We start from the raw sequence: 19,188 nt of genomic DNA, 5'->3' as shown, positions 1-19,188 counted from the left end.
CGCTACCTTAACGCCTATGCGGTCTTCCCTGCGCCCTTGTGTCCCGGAAATCTGTCAGAATGTGCAAACGGGCGGTTGGATCAGAACCGCCCGTTGCTGGAACTGAGCCCGTTGCGCCCAAAGGCGACCAGAGCCTGTGCGAGAGCGAGGGACAGCTCCGGTGTCTTCCTCAACCCGAACAGTTGCAGGGGCTTCTAGCCCGAACCGAGCAAGGAAGGGAGTGGATGATGGCACAAAATGATGTTGTTGTCATGGGTATCGACGTTGCCAAGGACAAGGTGGATGTGTGCATTCGTTCGTTGGGAGCGAGGCAAGTCTTCCCAAGCGCCACCCAGGGCCACCGCAAGCTGGTCGCTTGGCTTCGCAAGCACCAAGTGGGCAAGGCGGTGATGGAAGCGAGTGGCGGCTATGAGCGCGTCTGGGCCAAGGTGCTGCGCGAGGCCGGCATTGAGGTTCGGATCGTCGATCCCAAGCGGGTCCGCAGTTTTGCGCTGTCGGCCGGACGGCTGGCCAAGAACGATACGATCGATGCGGAGATGATCGCCTGGTTCGCCGAGACGTTCAACGATGCACCGAGCCAGACCTACGATGCGGCACGTGAGGAGTTGCAGGCGTTGGTGAAGGCGCGCCTGGATCTGATCGATTCCAGGATACGCCTGGTTGGCCAAACCGAACATGCTGCGCCGGGATTGGCTCAGAAAACGCATGCCCGCATCTTGAAGAGCCTGGCCAGCGAGATTGCCAAGCTCGAGGCTGCCATCCGCGCCCAAATCAAGTCCACGCCGGATTTTGCCGAGCGCGTCGAGATCATCGAGAGCGTGCCGGGTTTTGCCGAGACGAGCGCCGCAAACCTCGTCGCAGGCATGCCGGAGCTTGGCGAGGTGAGCAACCAGATCGCCGCGGCCTTGATCGGCGTTGCTCCCTATGACGATGACAGCGGAAAGCGACGCGGCGAGCGCCACATCAAAGGAGGCCGCCGCTGGGTCCGCAATGCCATCTACATGCCCTGTGTCGGCGCAGCCACGCTGAATAACCCCGTTCTGAAGGCCTCTATCGGCGCCTGATTGCCAAGGGAAAAGAACCGAAGGTTGCCATCATCGCCTGCATGCGCAAGCTGATCGTCATCCTCAACACGATGATCGCACGACGGCAGAAGTGGGATCCCAGCCGCTACGCGCTGAACTGAACGAGCGCATCTCGTCGCGCTCGGTACTCCACCGAGCGCATGCAAAGCCAACAGACCGGTGAGCGGACGGGGGCAAGGCCGTCAGCCGCCGCAGGCGGGGGCGCGCCAGCGCCAGCCTTGAGGCCGGCCGATCGCCGAAGGCATCAAGGCAAAGCTCGGGCGAGATGAGCCGCGAGGATGCATATGCATGTCTGCGGCGACACGCTCGCTGCCATCGCCCGGTTTAACCGGGCGATCCAGTACTCCGAGACAGCAGTGATTGAGCCGACTCACAAATACCGCGACAGCTCGGTCTTGAACTGCCCGTAAACAGCATCCTCGATCTGGCTGCGCGTGATGCCGATGTCGCGCAGGGCGCGGTCGTCGAGCTCGTTCAGCGTCTTGACGGCAGAGCGGCGCTCGAGACGGTTGAACAACGCAGAGACGCTATGGGTGAGCGCAGTGAAAAATCCGCTCATTGAGGATGGGCGTAAACTCCGCCCGGCAGTTTGCGAGATCGTGGTCATTTTTCTTCTCCGGCCTGTTGTCCCGCGCGGCGAAGCAGGTGCCGTTGGCGCGGACGCTGTCAGCGCCTGCACCTCATTTGCCGTCGGATTGCTCTCGCTCCCCTCGGCTCAATCGCGGAACTTGATGGAACTTAAATGCTTTAGTACACTCCTCGGAGCAAGTAAAACATTGCTCTCGGTGCAATAATGTCCAAGTTCGAGTACGTGAAGCTTGCCGATGCCATTGCGGCCGATATCACTAACGGCACGTTAAGACCCGGCGATCGGCTGCCGCCCCAGCGCAATTTTGCCTATGACCGCGGGATCGCGGTCTCGACCGCGAGCCGGGTTTACACCGAATTGCTCCGCCGCGGGCTAGTGGTCGGCGAGGTCGGGCGCGGCACGTTCATCTCCGGCGACGTCAGGCGTGAGGTCGAAACCACGAGCGAGCCGGCCGATGCGCGCATCAATCTCGAGGTCAATTATCCGCTGTTGCCGCAGCAATGGGCGATGATCGCCAAGAGCCTCGCGGGGCTCGAGCGCATCGACGCGCTCGAATCCGCGCTGCGCGTTTCGACCAGCACCGGCACCAAGAGCGCGCGCGTCGCTGCCGCCGCCTATCTCGCGCGCAAGGATTTTGCGCCTCAGGCCGAGCAGATCTTCTTCACCGCCAACGGCAAGCAATCGCTCGCGGCCGCGCTTGCGGCGCTCGTTCCGACCGGTGGCCGCTGCGGTGTCGAAGCGCTGACCTATCCTTACGTCAAGAGCATCGCCGCGCGGCTCGGTGTGACGCTCGTCCCGATTCCGATGGACGAATTCGGCGCGCGTCCCGATGCCATCCAGAAGGCGCATCGCGAGGCGCACCTGTCGGCGCTGTATCTCCAGCCCATCATCCAGAATCCGCTCGGCGTCACCATGAACGCGACGCGGCGCGCCGACATCATGCGCGTCGCCGAGAAGCTCGATCTCACCATCATCGAGGACGCCGTCTACGGCTTCCTCGCCGACGACACACCGCTGGCCGCACTCGGGCCCGACCGCTGCATCGTGATCGACAGCCTGTCCAAGAAGGTCGCGCCGGGCCTTGCGCTCGGCATTCTCGTCGCACCGCCTCACTTGCGCGAAGGTGTGATGAGCGCGGTCCGCACCGGTGGCTGGATCGCCTCCGGCCATGCGCTGGCGGCCGGGCAACGGCTGATGGCCGACGGCACCGTCGCCGAGCTGACGCGTCTGAAACGCATCGATGCGGCGCGGCGCCAGCAGACCGCGGCGAGGCTGCTCGCCGGCTACCAGCTCGCCGCCGATCCGCGGTCCTATCATCTCTGGCTGACGCTGCCGCCGCACTGGCGCTCGCAGACCTTCGTCGCCGCAGCCGCAAGGCGCGGCATCGCGCTGACGCCGTCCTCGACCTTCGCGATCGCGCATGGACATGCACCGAACGCCGTACGGCTTGCGCTTGCTCCGCCCTCACCCGAGCAGCTCGATTCCGGCCTGCGCACCATCGTCTCGCTGCTCGGCACCAAGGAAGAGGATTTTGATTCGACGGAGTAGCGATCGGTCTACGGCAGCAAGGACCGGGGCAATTGATCGAAACTGTAGCTCCGCGGCTGGTTGCGCCGGACGAAGCCACCGATCTGCCAGGCGAACAGCGCGGCAAAGCCGACAATGAACAGCGCGCCCGCGAACTCGCCGATCATCAGGGCGCTGATCAGCAGCCCCGTCATGGCCAGCGTCAGCACCGACAGGAACGCCAGCACCGCCGCATAGGTCGTGCGACCGAGGCCTGCGGTCAATTCCGCGCGGCTGCCCGCTTTCGCCATCCGCGCATGGAGCTCGATGAGAAAATCGCGAAAGCCATTGTCCTGCGGCGCCATCAGGGCCGCGGTCTGCCAGCTCGTCGACAGGATCGCGACGCGGCCGCCGCCGTCGCGGCTGATATCGGCGCGAAAGCGGTGCTGCTGCATCGAGACCGGCCGGAACGACAGCCGGATCGCCGAGATCTCGTCGTAGCGCCACAGGCCGGAGCGTCCGGCGACGTGCCAGGACAGCCCCTGCTCCGTCAGCTCGAATCGATGCGCCGAGCCGATCAGCGAGGCCTTGTAGGCGTAGCTCGTGGCCGAACCAGCTTCAGCTCGCTGCATATCGATCATGATCCCATTCGCGATCGGCTTGCGCGATCGCCCTTGCCCATCCTACAAGCGAGGCATGGCTGAGACGACCTATTTTCCGCGCCACCTGATTCTCGGCGCCGCAATGATCTCCGGCGTGCTGCTGGCGCTCGCGGTGCACATGCTGGGCGCGCGCTACGGTCTCGACCTCGGCGGGCTCTGGCGCTCCGACACGCATGAGTTCATCCCCGCGGGCGCGGCGATCGCCTGGTGGCTGATCGCCACGGTCGGCTTCTCCGGCGGCTATTTCACGGCGAGCCTGATGCAGAGCGCCGTTTCCGGACAGATCCCGCAACGGATGCGGCAATTCCTGATCGCGGTCGGCGTGCTCTTGCTTGCGGGAGCGGGCCAGGCGGCCTCGGCGCCGAGCCCGATCCCGACCGTCTCGGGCGTGCTCGCCGGGCTCGCCGCCCTGTGCCTCGGTGCCGTGATGGCGTTCTGCGGCGCGCATTTCGCGCTGCGCCGCGGCTAACACGATTGCCGCCTAGCTTCACCTCTCCCGTAGGGAGAGGTCGGATCGCATCATAAGATGCGATCCGGGTGAGAGGTTACAGTGGCACTGAACGCTGCGGCCCCTCACCCGGATTGCTCAGGCGCGCAATTGCGCGCCATAGCAATCCGACCTCTCCCCGCTGGGTAGAGGTGAAGCTAGGGCGGCGGACCGCGCTCAAGCCGATGCGCGCAGCCGCGGGCGGTCCAGCATCATCGCCACATCGGACGCCGGCCGCGGCTTGCTGAACAGATAACCCTGCGCCTGGGTGCAGCCTTCGCGCCGGAGCAGCTCGAGCTGCACGTCGTTCTCGACGCCTTCCGCCGTGGTGATGATGCCGAGGCTGCGGCCGAGGCCGGTCACCGCACGGATGATCGCCATGGAATCCTCGCGCGTCGCCAGCTCCGACACGAAGGAGCGGTCGATCTTGATCTTGTCGAACGGGAAGCTGCGCAGATAGCTCAGCGAGGAATAGCCGGTGCCGAAATCGTCGAGCGAGATCCGCACGCCCATGGCGCGCAGCTCGTGCAGGGTCGTCAGCGTTGCCTCGCCGTTCTGGAGCAGCACCGATTCGGTGATCTCGAGCTCGAGACGGCGCGCATCAAGCCCCGAAGCGGTCAGCGCTTCGGTCACGGACGTGATCAGGTGCGGGCTCTTGAACTGCACCGGCGACAAATTGACGGCGACATCGACATCGTCGGGCCAGGTGGCTGCGTCGGTGCAGGCGGAGCGCAACACGAACTCGCCGAGCTGAACGATGAGCCCGGTCTCCTCGGCGAGCGGAATGAAGCTGATGGGTGCGATCAGCCCGCGCTGCGGATGGTGCCAGCGCAACAGCGCCTCGAAAGCAACGACGCGACCGCTGGCGACGTCGCGGATCGGCTGATAATAGACCTGAAACTCGTCGCGTTGCAGCGCCGCGCGCAGATCCATTTCCAACAGGCGCCGGGCTTGCGCGCGCGCATCCATGCCGGTCTCGAAGAAGCGATAGGTGCCGCGGCCGTCCGCCTTGGCGCGATAGAGCGCAAGGTCTGCGTTCTTCAACAGCTCATCCGGATTGCTGCCGTCCTGCGGCGACAGCGAGATGCCGATCGAGACGCCGATCACGATCTGATGGTCGTCTATCTCGTAGGGTGCCGAGATGACCTCGACGAGGCGCCCGGCGAGGGACCTCGCAGCGGTCTCCTCGGAACGTCCGATCTGGACCACCGCGAACTCGTCGCCACCGAGCCGCGCCACGGTGTCGTTCTCGCCGACGGTGGCCTTGAGCCTGCGGCCGACCTCCTTGAGCAGCGCATCGCCGATGGGATGGCCGAGCGAGTCGTTGATGTCCTTGAAGTGATCGAGATCGAGACAAAGCACGGCGAGCTGGTCGCCCGACTTGGTGCGACGCAGGCCCTGCTCGAGCTCCTCGTGGAACAGCACCCGGTTCGGCAGGCTGGTCAGCGCATCGTGGCGGGCCATGTGTGAGATCTTGGCCTGCGCCTCCAGCCATTCGGTGATGTCCTCGAAGGTGGCCACCCAGCCGCCGCCCTGCATCGGCTGGTTGACGACCCGGATCGAACGGCCCGACCGATTGACGATTTCGGTCGTGGTGCGGCCCTCGCGCGCGTCGGCGACGAGACGTGCGAAGAATTCATCGGCATTGCCCTGCCACTCGCCCTTGGCCTGCTCTTCCCGCAGCACGTCGACCAGCAGGCGACCGGTCAATGCAATGTCGGTGCGGCGGAGCATCGCGGCATAGCGCTCGTTGAACAGGATGATCTTGCCGTCCGCATCGAACATGCACAGTCCCTGCGACATGTTCTCCAGCGCGCTGTCCAACACGATCTGCTGGCGGCCCAGCTCGCCCTTGGCGCGGCGGTCGAGCAGCGCTGCTACCAGTGCGATCACGATGATCGCAGCCGCAGCACTCGCGGTGAAAACCGACAGCGATGTCGGCGGGATCGACAGTCCGCTGATCGCCAATGCCGGATCCGGCGTCAATTGCACTGCGCCCATAGCCGTGAAATGATGCGAGACGATGGCGATCGTCAGCAGCACAGTGGCGCCGAGCGCGCCGGACAAGCTTTCGCGTCGTCCAGCGACATGGAGTGCGAATGCACCGAAGACGAGCCCAAGCAGGATCGACGCGGCCACGGTGCCGGTTGCCCAGCTGACGCGCGCAGGGATCTCGAGGGCCATCATGCCGGTATAGTGCATCGCCGCCACGCCGCCTCCGACAATCGCCCCTCCGAGTGCAACGAGGCTGGGTCGCATGGTCGAAACCGCAACACTCAAGCCGACAAATGTGACGGCGATGGCGAAGATCAGCGATAGCAGCGTCACCGGCACGTTATAGGCGCCGACGGCACCCGGGCCGTACGCCAGCATGGCGATGAAATGCGTCGCCCAGATGCCGCAGCCGGCAACGACTGCGTCGAGCGTTAACCATACCAGGCGCCCCGATCCTCGCGTCGCGCGCGCCCGGTGAAACAGGCTGATTGCAGCCGAACTGGCGAGCAGGCAAACCGCGCCGCCAAGCGCGACCAGTCGCCAGTCGTGTTCATCCGTCAGACAGTAAAGCACCTGGTACATGAGCTTTCCCCAAACCTGCCATTACCAGAGCGGGCAAGTGGTGGATTTTGGGTAACGGAGGAGGACTGGCTTGCCGGATGGTGAACAGGCGCTTCCAGAATCAACCGTTCGTTGCGGTCCGAATGTCCTTCGCTGTCGTCTTTTCAACGGGGGATGGGCTCTGCCTGGATAGTCAATCTTCACGCGCGCAGGCCAGCCGCGCCGGCTGCACAGGGAACGGCGCATGATTGCTTCGAGTTGGGTGCCGTGAACCTACATCCAGGGGTCATGCATGGCGACGAAGCACACCTCCGTTCCATCACGCGCCGAGTCGGAGTTCAGCAGGACCGCGACCCTTGCAACCGTCGCCGCCCTGATCGCGGTGCTGTTTGCCGGCAGCACCGTGGTGACGCCCCTCTATGTGATATACGAGCGGCAGTTCGGCTTCGCGCAGGTCACCCTGACGCTGATCTACGCGGCCTATGTGATCGGCAATCTGGCAGCGCTGCTGGTGTTCGGGCGCATCTCCGACCAGATCGGCCGCCGCCGGACGGCCGCAATCGCAACGGCCATCGCCATCATCGGCGCGCTGGTGTTCCTGTTCGCGCACGGCATCGCGGCGCTCTATGTGGGGCGGGTGCTGAGCGGGTTGGCGATCGGGATCGGTGCGGGAACCGGCACGGCGTGGCTTTCGGAGTTGATCGACGAGACGGACAAATCCCGCGCCACCGTCGTCGCGACGTCCGCAAACTTCGCTGGCCTCGGTATCGGTGCGGTGATCGCGGGCCTGCTCGCCGACTACGCACCACATCCGTTGCGGACCCCTTTCATTGCCTATCTTGCGGCTCTCATGATGACGGTCATCCTGATCGCCTTTGCCGGCGAAACCGTTCCCCGGCCTCTCGATGCGCTCAGGCAGGTCTCGCTCCGTCCGCGCGCAGCCGTGCCCACCGCCATTCGCGCGGCGTTCGTCGCACCGGCGGTGACTGGCTTCGGCGCGATGGCTCTGGTGGCGTTCTTTGCCGCGCTGGTGCCGAGTGTGCTCGCCAACGAGCTGCACGAGACCAGCCACGCCATCGCGGGGGCCGTCTTCCTCGAGCTCGCTGCGACGGTTGCCATCGTCATCGCGCTGACGCGGCCGCTGCCGAGCCGGACGGCCATGCTGTGCTCGCTGGGCCTCATGCTCCCGAGCGTGTCATTGATCGTCGCCGCACAGTTCCAAGGCTCGCTCGCCCTGATGATCGCCGCGACCGCGCTATGCGGCGTCGCGGTGGGACTGGGTTATCGCGGCAGCCTGCAGGTGGTGAACCAGATCGCGCCGGAGGATCGTCGCGCGGAAGTGGTCTCGGCCTATTTCATCTGCGGCTTTCTCGGCAACGCCCTGCCGGTGATCGGCATCGGCGTGATCTCGACCCTGGCAAGCCCGCGTGTTGCGAGCCTGGTCTTCGCCGCGATGATCGCGGCCTTTGCCGTGATCGCGCTCGGCTTCGGCCTCAGATATTCGGATCGCTGAATCGAGAACGCCGCGCTGACGGCGCGGCGTTGCCGATATCGTTCCGCTACATTCGCCTCAGCTCGCCGCGCGCAGATTCACCTTGCTCTCCGCAAGCGCCGTCAGCTTCTTGTCGGTCGCCTTCTCTTCCTCGAGCGTCTTGGCCAGCACAGCCGCGCAGTCATTGCGGCCGAGCTGCTTGGCCCAGGCGATCAGGCTGCCGTAGCGGGCGATCTCGTAATGTTCGGCGGCCTGCGCCGCATTGATCAGGGCCGCATCCAGCACCGCCTGGTCCGCAACCTCACCCGCGGTCTCGTCGGCTTCCTCGATGATGCCGTCGATGGCCGGGCAGTCGACCGCCTTCACGGCGACGCCGTGCATCTTGAATACTTCCTCGAGCCGGGTGACGTGCTGATTGGTTTCCTCTAGGTGCGTCAAAAAGCCCTGTTTCAGCTGCGGATCGGTGGCCCTGCTTGCCATCTTCGGCAGCGCCTTGGTGAGCTGCTGCTCGGCATAATAGATGTCCTGGAGCTGATGCACGAACAGATCGTTCATGGTCTTGATGTCCTTTGTGAACAGTCCCATCGTTCCGGTCCTCTCGGTTTTGGGAACACGGAGGCGTCGGCTTGCATGAAAAGCCGCATATTCCGCCATGTTCGATTGCTGATCGAGCCTAACGAGCACGCGGTATCGACGTTCCAAAAAGGCCGATGACCACTTGCGCTGGAACAATGCGGACGGCGCCAAGATTTGAAATCATGCTGGCACACTAAGCGCGCGAGCGGAGCCGGTTTCACGACTCATATGCTTAAGGCGCACCCGATGTGAACCGCGTATGACAAAAGTGGCCGGTCCAACGCAGAACCTAATGTTGTCAAGGGCTGCACAAGCCGCTGTTTTTGCCTTAAATGAGCTGGATCATGCCTAGCGATCGATGCTTGCCTTTGGCCGTGATCGCGCCTGACCGGCCAATGCCTGGCCCGGTCGTCTTTGCCCCCGCCGGGAGGATGAATGCACGGACTGCTGCCCGCGCTGAAGCGCGGCTTCAAAAGATGGATCGGCTGGCGACGGCTCGGAATTGCCGCGAGCGTCTTCATCATCGCCTTCGCGATCACAACGCTGGTGCGGACCCTCAAGGGCATCGATACCGGGGTCATCCTGACCGCATTGACCGAGATTCCGCGCGGCAGTATCGGGCTGGCGGCGATCTGCGTCTTCTTTGCGTTCTGCACGCTGACCTTCTACGACTTTTTTGCGCTGCGAACGATCGGCAAGAAGCACGTGCCCTATCGCATCGCGGCGCTGTCCAGCTTCACGTCCTATTCGATCGGCCACAACATCGGCGCCACCGTCTTCACCGGCGGGGCAATCCGCTTCCGGATCTATTCGGACTACGGGCTGAACGCGATCGACGTCGCGAAGATCTGCTTCCTGTCGGGCCTGACCTTCTGGCTCGGTAACATCTTCGTGCTCTCGATCGGCATGGCCATCCATCCGGATGCCGCCTCCGCGATGGACCAGCTGCCCGCGCCGCTCAACCGCCTGATCGCGCTCGGCGGCCTCGCCTCGATCGGCGCCTATCTGGTCTGGCTCTGCATGGGCGAAAAGCGGCGCGAGCTCGGCCAGAAGGGCTGGAAGGTGGTGCTGCCATCGGCGCCGCTGACATTGGTGCAGATCCTGATCGGCGTGGTCGATCTCGGCTTCTGCGCCACCGCCATGTACCTCTTGATGCCGGCCAGCCCGCCGATCGACTTCATGTCGCTCGCCGTCGTGTTCATTCTGGCGACCCTGATCGGCTTTGCCAGCCACGCGCCCGGCTCGATTGGCGTGTTCGATGCAGCCATGCTGGTGGCGCTGCCGGAATTCGGCCGCGAACAGCTGCTGGCGACGCTGCTGGTGTTCCGTCTTCTCTATTTCGTGATCCCGTTCGCCCTTGCCATCTCCATCATGGGCGCGCGCGAGCTCTGGATGAACGTGGTCAAGCCGTGGCAGGAACGACGGCGGCTGGCGGAGGCCTGCGCGCAGGCCAACCTGCCCAAGCAGGTGACGACCATGGAACGTGAGCGGTCGCTGCGCCAAGTCGCCAAGCGCTAGGTCTCCCCTGAGACAAAGGTTGCAGGCGGGTGAGCAATGCTCTCTTATTTCCGCCTCAACTTTGCCGTTGAAGACGCGGGCCATGTTCCGATCATCGCTTAAAACCCTCTCCGCAGGCGCCCTGCTGCTTGTCGGGTTGCTGACGATTTTGCCGCCCGAGCCCGCTGCCGCACAGGACGATGCCCTGCAAATCACCTGGGAGGTACGTAACCGCTTCCGGCTGTTCCGTGAGGAGCGCGACTTCCTGCTCCATGTCGAAAACGCGCGTAACCGCAGCATCCTTGCCGCCGAGCAGTCACTGGAGCTCCAGAGCGAGGGCCGCGGCTGGGCCCGCAACATGGTCAACCGCCTGTGCATCGACCTCCAGGGCCGGGTCAACCAGCCTTGCACCCGCGACAACGTCAAAGAGAACTACATTACACCGATCGACCATCCGGTGACGGTACGCCTGACCGGCGCGGTGCCGGTCGGCGCCATCTGCACCTGGTCGTTCGATGATGGCGATGGACCGCAAGCCTCGACCTTCGACTGCGCCGAGCCGATCAATTTGCGCGTCCGCTACGGCAAGCCGACGGTCGCGACCGTCGACGTCTCAGCCGGCTCCGATCCGACCCAGCGGGTCCAGACCGAGATTCAGGTCCGCGACATCTTCGTCGCTGGCCTAGGGGATAGCATCGCCTCCGGCGAAGGCAATCCGGATCGGCCGCTGGCACTGGCAGATGAAGGATTTTGCTTCCGCTCCTATCTCGGCACTGCAGGCGCGCAGTATTACCGGCCGAGCCGCCATGGCTTCAAGGGCGGTCGCGCCTGTGAGGCGCCGGATACGCTCGCCAACTGGCAACGTTACAGCGCGCTCTGGTTCAACGCACCTTGCCATCGCTCGCTCTACAGCTATCAGGCGCGTACCGCGCTGGCGCTCGCCGTGCGCTATACCCACATCGCCGTGACCTTCCTGCCGCTCGCCTGCACCGGCGCCAGCATTGGCGACGGGCTGCTCGGCTCACAGCGCGCCCGCGAATGCCCGCCCGGCAAGACCGGTGTCTGCAACACCAGCGTGAACGCGCAGCTCGCCGAGCTGCGCGAAGCGCTCACCGCGGCAAAGAAACGCCAGCCCGACCGCACGCTCGATCTCGTGCTGCTGTCGGTCGGCGCCAACGACGTCTATTTCTCCGGCCTCGTCGCCGACGTCATCGTCGACACTGCGACCGAGCGCACGCTGTTCCGCCGCTCCGGCGTGATGGCCAGCGTCGATGATTCCCGCGATGCGCTGCAGCGCGAGCTGCCGCAGAACTTCGTCAAGTTGCGCGAGGCGCTGAAGCCGCTCGTCGGCGGCGACCTCTCGCATGTGGTCTATGTCTCCTATGCCAATCCTGCGCTCGCCGACGGCGGCGTGCCCTGCCGCGGCGGCCGCGCCGGCTTCGACATCCATCCGTCCTTCAACGCCGACCCGCAGCGCCTCGCCCGCGTCTCCACCTTCGTCGACACGGAATTCCTGCCGCAACTGAAGGGACTCGCTACCTGCACCCGCGGCGCGCTGTGCCGCGATCCCGAATCCGACCGCATGACCTTCGTCGACGGGCACCAGGCCGCGTTCGCCGATCACGGCTTCTGCGCCCATTCCGGCAGCGATCCCGAATTCGACCGCAGCTGCTTTGCCGAGAACGGCCAGAGCTTCAATCCTGATATCGTCAGCGCAGCGAGCCAGCCGATGCTGTGCGGTCGCGGCGCCTCGGAATATCGCGCCTACCTGCCCCGCGCGCGCTGGATCCGCGATGCCAACGACAGCTATTTTGCTGCGATGACCTATCCGCAGGGCCTGCCCGCGGCGAGCCAGCCGACCGACATCCACGACGCGACCTGGGGCGTGCTGTCCGCCGTTTATGGCGGCGCCGTGCATCCGAGCGCCGAAGGCCACGCCGCGATGGCGGATGCGGCACTGCCGGCTGCAAGCGCCGTGCTCGGGCTCGACGCGGTGCCTCCCAACGTGACGCGAGGATTTCTGCCTCAGCTGCTGCCGAGCGCGCAGCAGTAGCACGACGCTCCTTCCACTTACTCGGTGTCATCGCCCGACTTGATCGGGCGATCTGGTACGCCGTGACAGCAGTGATTCAATCGAGAGGCCGCGGCGTACTGGATTCCCCGCTTTTGCGGGGAATGACAGCGGTATGCGGAGCACGAGCTCGCGCATCATCAATGCTTGCGCGTTCGCCATCACCACGAACGTCCCCTCACCTGCCGTTCCATCAATCCAAAAACGGCATCGATCGATACTCCCTTGAACTTGGACACCCCGCCGCGCGCACCTCTAGGACTCGGGTCGAGGAAACATTTCGACTTCGAGGAGGCGCGTGATGAGCGCAGTGGTGTCCGCAGCGGACGTGAGTAGGTCTCGCGTCAGGCTGTTCATCGTGACCATGTTGTTCCTGGTCACCACCGTGAATTATGCCGACCGCGCTACGCTCTCGATCGCGGGTCCCGCGCTCTCGAAAGAGCTGAATCTCGATCCCGTCGCCATGGGCTGGATCTTCTCGGCCTTCGGCTGGTCCTATGTCGTGGCGCAGGTGCCGGGCGGCTGGCTGCTCGACCGCTACGGCTCGCGCCTCGTCTATGCCTTCAGCATCATCATCTGGTCGCTGTTCACGCTGATGCAGGGCTGGGTCGGCTTCCTCAGCGCCGGCGCTGCCATCGTCGTGCTGTTTGCGCTTCGCCTGCTTGTCGGCATTGCGGAGGCGCCTTCCTTCCCGGCGAATGCGCGCATCGTCGCGGCCTGGTTTCCCGGCAATGAACGCGGCACCGCATCCGCCTTCTTCAACTCCGGCCAGTACTTCGCCACTGTGATCTTCGCGCCGCTGATGGGCTGGATCGCGCACACCTACGGCTGGCGCTTCGTGTTCTTCGTGATGGGCGCGCTCGGCATCGTCATGGGCCTCGTCTGGCTCAGGACCATCTATGGCCCGAAGGAGCACCCTTCGATCAACGAGGCTGAGTTCGACTACATCAGGGAAGGTGGCGCGCTGGTCGATCTCGACGCGCCCAAGGATGATCGGCTGCGCGCGCGTGCGCCCGAGGCCGGCTCCGGCTGGGACCACATCCGCCAGCTGCTTTCCAATCGCATGATGCTCGGCGTCTATCTCGGCCAGTACTGCATCAACACGCTGACCTATTTCTTCCTGACCTGGTTTCCGGTCTATCTCGTCAAGGAACGCGGGCTGTCGGTCCTGCAAGCGGGCTTCGTCGCGACGCTACCCGCTCTGTGCGGCTTCATCGGCGGCGTGCTCGGCGGCATCATCTCGGACGCGATCCTGCGCCGGACCGGCTCGCTGACCATGGCGCGCAAGATCCCGATCGTGGGCGGCATGCTGCTGTCGATGTCGATCATCGCCTGCAACTATGTCGAGGGACAGGCGCTGGTGGTCGGCTTCATGGCGCTCGCCTTCTTCGGCAAGGGCATCGGCGCGCTCGGCTGGGCGGTCGTCTCCGACACCTCGCCGAAGGAAGCCGGCGGCATCTCCGGCGGCCTGTTCAATACCTTCGGCAACCTGTCCTCGATCACCACGCCGATCGTGATCGGCTACATCCTGGCCGCGACCGGCTCGTTCAACGGCGCGCTGGTGTTCGTCGGCCTCAACGCGCTAGTGGCCGCCTTCGCCTATCTCGTCATCGTCGGCAAGATCGAGCGGGTGACGCTGAAACGTTCCTCCTGAGGGCTCCCATGGGAGCTTGACCAGGCAACTCAACGGCGGCTTCACGGCCGCCGTCTTTGTTTTGGGGATGATCGATGCTAGAAGTGCCGGCGAAACGCCTTATTCATCTAAGGCATGTATCGATGTTCGACCTCAACCAGCTCCGCTGTTTCGTCACGGTGGCGGAGGAACTGCATTTCGGCCGCGCCGCCGCGCGGCTGAACATGACCCAGCCGCCGCTGTCCCGGCAGATCCAGGTGCTCGAGCACATCATCGACGCGCCGCTCTTGGAGCGTACCAGCCGCTCGGTGCGCCTGACACCTGCGGGACGCAGCTTCCTGCCGGAGGCGCGGCGCATCCTCAAGCTTGCGGAAAGCGCCTCGCAAGTTGCCCGCCGCATCGCGCTCGGCAAGACCGGCTCGCTCAAGATCGGCTTCACCGCGGCCGCCGCCTACGGCTTCCTGCCCGAGCTCGTCGCCGCCTGCCGTGCCAAGCTGCCCGAGGTGGACTTCTCGCTGAAGGAGATGGTGTCGGGCGACCAGTTCGAGGCGCTGACCTCGGGCCAGATCGACGCCGGCCTGCTCAGGCCGCCGATCGCGCGGCCCGAGCTGACCAGCCGCCGCGTCGTCGCCGAGCCCCTGCTCGCCGCGATCCCGAAGAAGCATCCGCTCGCCAACGCCGACGGCATCACCATCAAGGATTTCGACGACCAGCCCTTCGTGATGTATTCGCCCTATGAGAGCCGCTACTTCCACGATCTGCTGGTGGCTCTCTTCACCCGGGCCGACGTGCTGCCGCGCTACGTCCAGCATCTCAGCCAGATCCACTCCATCCTCGCCATGGTGCGCGCCGGCCTCGGCCTTGCCATCGTGCCGGCCGCAGCCGCGAGCCTGAAGATCTCCGACGTGCGGCTGCGCCCGCTGAAGCTGCGCACCCGCGTTCCCGTCGAGCTCTTCATGGTCTGGCGCCGCGACGACGAGAATCCGCTGCTGTCGGCCCTGGTCAAAATCGCCGGCGAATTGTCCTCCGCGGAGCTGACGGAGGATTGATGCTCAATCTGCATCGGTCGATATAGGCTTTGGCTTGGACGCGCATCGAACGGTCTCCTAAACCACGGCGCATGGACGCGCAGGCTTGCGTCCTCCACAACACGCACGAAAGGGAGCAGCGCCCGTGAGCAAGATGACCCCGCAGGAGATGGCCCAGAAGATCGGATCGGGCCTCCTGTCCTTCCCCGTCACGCCGTTCAGGGCGGACTACTCCTTCGACGAGGCGACCTACCGCGCCAACATGGACTGGCTCTGCGGCTACGACGTTGCCGGACTGTTCGCCGCCGGCGGCACCGGTGAGTTCTTCTCGCTGACCCCGACCGAGGTTCCGCAGATCGTGAAGATCGCCGTCGAGGAGACCAAGGGCCGCGTGCCCGTGCTCGCCGGCACCGGCTACGGCACCGCAATCGCCCGCGAGATCGCGATCGGTGCCGAGAAGGCTGGCGCCGACGGCCTGCTGCTGCTGCCGCCTTACCTCACCCATTCCGAGCAGGACGGCCTTGCCGCCCATGTCGAGGCGGTCTGCGCCTCCGTTAAGATCGGCGTCATCGTCTACAACCGTGACAACGCCATCCTCCAGCCCGATACGCTCGCGCGCCTCGCCGAGCGCTGCCCGAACCTCGTCGGCTACAAGGACGGCATCGGCGACATCGAGCTGATGACGCGCGTCTACACCAAGCTCGGCGATCGCCTCACCTATATCGGCGGCCTGCCGACCGCGGAGACTTTCGCGCTGCCCTATCTCGACATGGGCGTGACGACCTATTCCTCGGCCGTGTTCAACTTCGTGCCGGAGTTCGCCACCAATTTCTACGCCGCGGTGCGCAAGCGCGACCATGAGACGATCCACGCCGGCCTGAAGAACTTCATCCTGCCGCTGATCGCGATCCGCAATCGCAAGAAGGGCTATGCAGTCTCGATCATCAAGGCCGGCATGAAGGTGATCGGCCGCGATTCCGGCCCGGTCCGTCCGCCGCTGACCGACCTCACGGAGCAGGAGATCGCCGAACTGACCGCGCTGGTGAAGAAGCTGCCCGCCGCACGATCGTCACAACAGGCTGCAGAATAACAAGACGACAGGGAGGAGCGTGCGATGGCCCGGACTGAGATTTCTGGTGCACCGGTCGTCACATCGATGCAGGTGATCCCGGTTGCGGGCCGCGACAGCATGCTCCTCAACCTCAGCGGCGCGCATGCGCCCTTCTTCACCCGCAACATCGTCATCCTCACCGACAATGCCGGCCACACCGGCGTCGGCGAGGTGCCGGGCGGGCAGAAGATCTGGCAGACACTCCAGGACGCGCGCGATCTCGTGATCGGCAAGACCGTCGGGGCGATGAACAACATCCTCGCCGACGTCCGTACCGCCTTTGCCGACCGCGACGCCGGGGGCCGCGGCAAGCAGACGTTTGACCTGCGGGTGATGATCCACGCGGTCACCGCGATCGAATCCGCGCTACTCGACTTGCTCGGCCAGCATCTCGGGCTGCCGGTCGCCGCGCTACTCGGCGAAGGCCAGCAGCGCACAAGCGTCGAGACGCTCGGCTATCTCTTCTTCGTCGGTGATCGCCGCAAGTCCCGCCTGCCCTATGTGGAAGGCGAGACCGGCGGGGCGGAATGGTTCAACCTCCGCCATCAGGAGGCGATGACGCCGGAGACGGTGGTGCGCCTCGCCGAGGCCACCCACGACCATTACGGCTTTGCCGATTTCAAGCTCAAGGGTGGCGTGCTCCGCGGCGAGCAGGAGATCGAGGCCGTCACTGCCATCGCAAAGCGCTTTCCGAACGCGCGCGTCACGCTCGACCCCAACGGCGCCTGGTCGCTGGATGAGGCGATCAGCCTCTGCAAGGACATGCACGGCATCCTCGCCTATGCCGAGGATCCCTGCGGCGCCGAGGCCGGCTTCTCCGGCCGCGAGATCATGGCCGAGTTCCGCCGCGCCACCGGCCTGCCGACCGCAACCAACATGATCGCCACCGACTGGCGGCAGCTCTCCCACGCGGTGCGCTTAGGGGCGGTGGACATTCCGCTCGCCGATCCCCATTTCTGGACCATGCAAGGCTCGGTGCGCGTCGCCCAGACCTGCCGTGACAACGGCCTGACCTGGGGCTCGCACTCCAACAACCATTTCGACATTTCACTCGCCATGTTCACCCATGTCGGCGCAGCCGCGCCCGGCAAGGTCACCGCGATCGACACCCACTGGATCTGGCAGGACGGCCAGGCCCTGACCAGAGAGCCGCTGCAGATCAAGGGCGGCCAAATTGCGGTCCCGGACAGGCCGGGCCTGGGTATCGAAATCGACAGGGCCGCTATCGACGCCGCGCATGAGCTCTACAAGCAGCATGGACTTGCCGCCCGCGATGACGCTATTGCCATGCAGGACCTGATCCCCGGCTGGACCTTCGACGACAAGCGTCCCTGCCTCGTTCGTTAAAATACTCTGGAGGAAACGATGACTGCGATCCTGAAGAACTTCATCGGCGGCGAATGGGTCGACGGCTCCGGCATCACGAAGAACATCAACCCCTCCAACACCAACGATCTCGTCGGCGAATATGCCAAAGCCGACAAGGCGCAGACCGAGAAGGCGATCGCCGCCGCAAAGGCTGCCTTCCCCGCCTGGTCGCGCTCGACGCCGCAGGAGCGCTATGACGCGCTGAACAAGATCTCCGCCGAGATCCTCGCCCGCAAGGAAGAGCTCGGCCGCCTGCTCGCCCGCGAGGAAGGCAAGACGCTGCCCGAGGGGATCGGCGAGGTCGCCCGCGCCGGCCAGATCTTCGCGTTCTTCGCCGGCGAAGCGCTACGCCTGATCGGCGAGAAGGGCGCCTCGGTCCGTCCCGGCCTCGACGTCGAGCTCACCCGCGAGCCGGTCGGCGTCGTCGGCATGATCACGCCCTGGAATTTCCCGATCGCGATCCCCGCCTGGAAGATCGCGCCGGCGCTGTGCTACGGCAACACGGTCGTGTTCAAGCCGGCCGAGCTGGTGCCGGGCTCCGGACATGCACTCGCCGAAATCATCACCCGTTCCGGCGTTCCCGCCGGCGTGTTCAACCTCGTGGTCGGCTCCGGCTCGGTGGTCGGCCAGACCCTGCTCGAGCACCCCGATGTGGCCGCGATCTCCTTCACCGGGTCGGTGCAGACGGGGCGCAAGATCGCGCAGGCCTGCGTGCTCTCGAACCCGATGAAGAAATTCCAGCTCGAGATGGGCGGCAAGAATCCCCTGGTCGTGCTCGACGACGCCGACCTCAAGACCGCCGTCGAGGTCGCCGTCAACGGCGCCTATTTCTCGACCGGCCAGCGCTGCACCGCCTCCTCGCGCCTGATCGTCACCGAAGGCATCCACGACCGCTTCGTCGCGGCGATGGCCGAGCGGTTGAAGGGGCTGTCGGTGGACGATGCGCTCAAGACCGGCGTGCATATCGGCCCCGTCGTCGACCAGAGCCAGCTCGACCAGGATCTCCGCTACATCAAGATCGGCCAGGACGAGGGCGCCAAGCTCGCCTTCGGCGGCGAGCTGCTCAAGCGCGAGAACCCCGGTCATTACCTGCAGCCGGCGCTGTTCACCGAAGCCAACAACAACATGCGCATCGCGCGCGAGGAAATTTTTGGTCCGGTCGCCGCCGTCATTCGTGCGAAGAACTACGAGGAAGCGCTCGCGATCTCCAACGACACCGAGTTCGGCCTCGCCTCCGGCATCTGCACCACCAGCCTGAAATACGCCTCGCACTACAAGCGCAACAGCGAGTCCGGCATGGTGATGGTCAATCTGCCGACCGCCGGCGTCGACTATCACGTGCCGTTCGGCGGACGGAAGGGCTCGAGCTACGGGGCCCGCGAGCAGGGCTCCTACGCGCGCGAGTTCTACACCACGGTGAAGACGGCCTACACGAATCCGGGTTGACGAGCGATGTCGTGCCGCGGCGCAGTCCACCTCTCCCCTCCGGGGAGAGGTGAACGAAAACACGGTTTCTTCCGTTCTTGA

General features: G+C 64.9%; 15 protein-coding genes. 11 read left to right on the top strand and 4 right to left on the bottom strand.

Features of this window, described 5'->3' with window-relative positions; all coding sequences use genetic code 11:
* Window positions 1–59 precede the first annotated feature (59 nt).
* Window positions 60–1,064 carry an IS110 family RNA-guided transposase gene (locus EAV90_RS25885; protein ID WP_244607951.1) on the top strand — a complete coding sequence of 335 codons (1,005 nt, stop codon included), beginning with the start codon at window positions 60–62 and terminating at the stop codon, window positions 1,062–1,064.
* Between the two features lie 391 nt (window positions 1,065–1,455).
* On the opposite strand, the gene EAV90_RS25875 is transcribed toward EAV90_RS25885, so the two are convergent.
* Window positions 1,456–1,692: a DUF1127 domain-containing protein gene (locus EAV90_RS25875; RefSeq protein ID WP_122402402.1), complete on the bottom strand. Its 237-nt coding sequence runs from the start codon at window positions 1,690–1,692 to the stop codon at window positions 1,456–1,458.
* A gap of 186 nt (window positions 1,693–1,878) precedes the next feature.
* Between EAV90_RS25875 and EAV90_RS25870 the strand changes: the two genes are divergently transcribed.
* Complete coding sequence (locus tag EAV90_RS25870) at window positions 1,879–3,222, top strand: aminotransferase-like domain-containing protein (RefSeq protein WP_122402401.1); 1,344 nt, start codon at window positions 1,879–1,881, stop codon at window positions 3,220–3,222.
* Between the two features lie 8 nt (window positions 3,223–3,230).
* On the opposite strand, the gene EAV90_RS25865 is transcribed toward EAV90_RS25870, so the two are convergent.
* Window positions 3,231–3,821: a hypothetical protein gene (locus EAV90_RS25865; RefSeq protein WP_407119664.1), complete on the bottom strand. Its 591-nt coding sequence runs from the start codon at window positions 3,819–3,821 to the stop codon at window positions 3,231–3,233.
* A gap of 55 nt (window positions 3,822–3,876) precedes the next feature.
* Here EAV90_RS25865 and EAV90_RS25860 point away from each other — a divergent pair, with 55 nt between their 5' ends.
* Entirely contained in the window at window positions 3,877–4,311 is a 435-nt protein-coding gene (locus tag EAV90_RS25860) for a hypothetical protein (RefSeq protein ID WP_122406565.1), read from the top strand.
* A gap of 195 nt (window positions 4,312–4,506) precedes the next feature.
* Here the strand turns inward: EAV90_RS25860 and EAV90_RS25855 are convergent, their stop codons facing one another.
* Entirely contained in the window at window positions 4,507–6,906 is a 2,400-nt protein-coding gene (locus tag EAV90_RS25855) for a bifunctional diguanylate cyclase/phosphodiesterase (protein WP_122402400.1), read from the bottom strand.
* A 271-nt stretch (window positions 6,907–7,177) separates the two neighbouring features.
* Between EAV90_RS25855 and EAV90_RS25850 the strand changes: the two genes are divergently transcribed.
* Window positions 7,178–8,398 (top strand): MFS transporter, encoded by a 1,221-nt coding sequence (locus EAV90_RS25850; protein ID WP_122402399.1) that lies wholly within the window; start codon window positions 7,178–7,180, stop codon window positions 8,396–8,398.
* Between the two features lie 57 nt (window positions 8,399–8,455).
* Here the strand turns inward: EAV90_RS25850 and EAV90_RS25845 are convergent, their stop codons facing one another.
* Window positions 8,456–8,962 carry a YciE/YciF ferroxidase family protein gene (locus EAV90_RS25845; protein ID WP_122406564.1) on the bottom strand — a complete coding sequence of 169 codons (507 nt, stop codon included), beginning with the start codon at window positions 8,960–8,962 and terminating at the stop codon, window positions 8,456–8,458.
* Between the two features lie 426 nt (window positions 8,963–9,388).
* Here EAV90_RS25845 and EAV90_RS25840 point away from each other — a divergent pair, with 426 nt between their 5' ends.
* From EAV90_RS25840 to EAV90_RS25810, 7 genes are all read left to right on the top strand, one after another.
* The gene (locus EAV90_RS25840) at window positions 9,389–10,471 is read left to right on the top strand and encodes a lysylphosphatidylglycerol synthase transmembrane domain-containing protein (protein WP_129145036.1); all 1,083 of its coding nucleotides are present in this window, start codon (window positions 9,389–9,391) and stop codon (window positions 10,469–10,471) included.
* Window positions 10,472–10,553: 82 nt separating this feature from the next.
* Window positions 10,554–12,503 (top strand): SGNH/GDSL hydrolase family protein, encoded by a 1,950-nt coding sequence (locus EAV90_RS25835; protein ID WP_122406563.1) that lies wholly within the window; start codon window positions 10,554–10,556, stop codon window positions 12,501–12,503.
* A gap of 319 nt (window positions 12,504–12,822) precedes the next feature.
* Window positions 12,823–14,175: an MFS transporter gene (locus EAV90_RS25830; RefSeq protein WP_162500205.1), complete on the top strand. Its 1,353-nt coding sequence runs from the start codon at window positions 12,823–12,825 to the stop codon at window positions 14,173–14,175.
* Window positions 14,176–14,297: 122 nt separating this feature from the next.
* Window positions 14,298–15,203: a LysR family transcriptional regulator gene (locus tag EAV90_RS25825; RefSeq protein ID WP_122402395.1), complete on the top strand. Its 906-nt coding sequence runs from the start codon at window positions 14,298–14,300 to the stop codon at window positions 15,201–15,203.
* Between the two features lie 124 nt (window positions 15,204–15,327).
* A complete protein-coding gene (kdgD, locus tag EAV90_RS25820) occupies window positions 15,328–16,272 on the top strand; it encodes a 5-dehydro-4-deoxyglucarate dehydratase (protein WP_129145035.1) in 945 nt (314 codons plus the stop codon).
* A gap of 24 nt (window positions 16,273–16,296) precedes the next feature.
* Complete coding sequence (gene gudD / locus EAV90_RS25815; RefSeq protein WP_122402393.1) at window positions 16,297–17,640, top strand: glucarate dehydratase; 1,344 nt, start codon at window positions 16,297–16,299, stop codon at window positions 17,638–17,640.
* 18 nt (window positions 17,641–17,658) lie between these two features.
* Entirely contained in the window at window positions 17,659–19,107 is a 1,449-nt protein-coding gene (locus EAV90_RS25810; protein ID WP_122402392.1) for an aldehyde dehydrogenase family protein, read from the top strand.
* Window positions 19,108–19,188 lie beyond the last annotated feature (81 nt).

This window comes from Bradyrhizobium vignae, from assembly GCF_004114425.1.
In the GTDB taxonomy this organism is placed as follows: Bacteria; Pseudomonadota; Alphaproteobacteria; order Rhizobiales; family Xanthobacteraceae; genus Bradyrhizobium; species Bradyrhizobium vignae.
Note: the sequence above shows the minus strand (reverse complement) of the source record. Positions and strands in the feature narration are given on the sequence as shown.

What these genes read in the sequence shown, in the direction of transcription:
- EAV90_RS25885 (WP_244607951.1), top strand. Translation starts at nt 60, where the DNA reads ATGTGCAAACGGGCGGTTGGATCAGAACCGCCCGTTGCTGGAACTGAG.
- EAV90_RS25875 (WP_122402402.1), bottom strand. Translation starts at nt 1,692, where the DNA reads ATGACCACGATCTCGCAAACTGCCGGGCGGAGTTTACGCCCATCCTCA.
- EAV90_RS25870 (WP_122402401.1), top strand. Translation starts at nt 1,879, where the DNA reads ATGTCCAAGTTCGAGTACGTGAAGCTTGCCGATGCCATTGCGGCCGAT.
- EAV90_RS25865 (WP_407119664.1), bottom strand. Translation starts at nt 3,821, where the DNA reads ATGATCGATATGCAGCGAGCTGAAGCTGGTTCGGCCACGAGCTACGCC.
- EAV90_RS25860 (WP_122406565.1), top strand. Translation starts at nt 3,877, where the DNA reads ATGGCTGAGACGACCTATTTTCCGCGCCACCTGATTCTCGGCGCCGCA.
- EAV90_RS25855 (WP_122402400.1), bottom strand. Translation starts at nt 6,906, where the DNA reads ATGTACCAGGTGCTTTACTGTCTGACGGATGAACACGACTGGCGACTG.
- EAV90_RS25850 (WP_122402399.1), top strand. Translation starts at nt 7,178, where the DNA reads ATGGCGACGAAGCACACCTCCGTTCCATCACGCGCCGAGTCGGAGTTC.
- EAV90_RS25845 (WP_122406564.1), bottom strand. Translation starts at nt 8,962, where the DNA reads ATGGGACTGTTCACAAAGGACATCAAGACCATGAACGATCTGTTCGTG.
- EAV90_RS25840 (WP_129145036.1), top strand. Translation starts at nt 9,389, where the DNA reads ATGCACGGACTGCTGCCCGCGCTGAAGCGCGGCTTCAAAAGATGGATC.
- EAV90_RS25835 (WP_122406563.1), top strand. Translation starts at nt 10,554, where the DNA reads ATGTTCCGATCATCGCTTAAAACCCTCTCCGCAGGCGCCCTGCTGCTT.
- EAV90_RS25830 (WP_162500205.1), top strand. Translation starts at nt 12,823, where the DNA reads ATGAGCGCAGTGGTGTCCGCAGCGGACGTGAGTAGGTCTCGCGTCAGG.
- EAV90_RS25825 (WP_122402395.1), top strand. Translation starts at nt 14,298, where the DNA reads ATGTTCGACCTCAACCAGCTCCGCTGTTTCGTCACGGTGGCGGAGGAA.
- gudD (WP_122402393.1), top strand. Translation starts at nt 16,297, where the DNA reads ATGGCCCGGACTGAGATTTCTGGTGCACCGGTCGTCACATCGATGCAG.
- EAV90_RS25810 (WP_122402392.1), top strand. Translation starts at nt 17,659, where the DNA reads ATGACTGCGATCCTGAAGAACTTCATCGGCGGCGAATGGGTCGACGGC.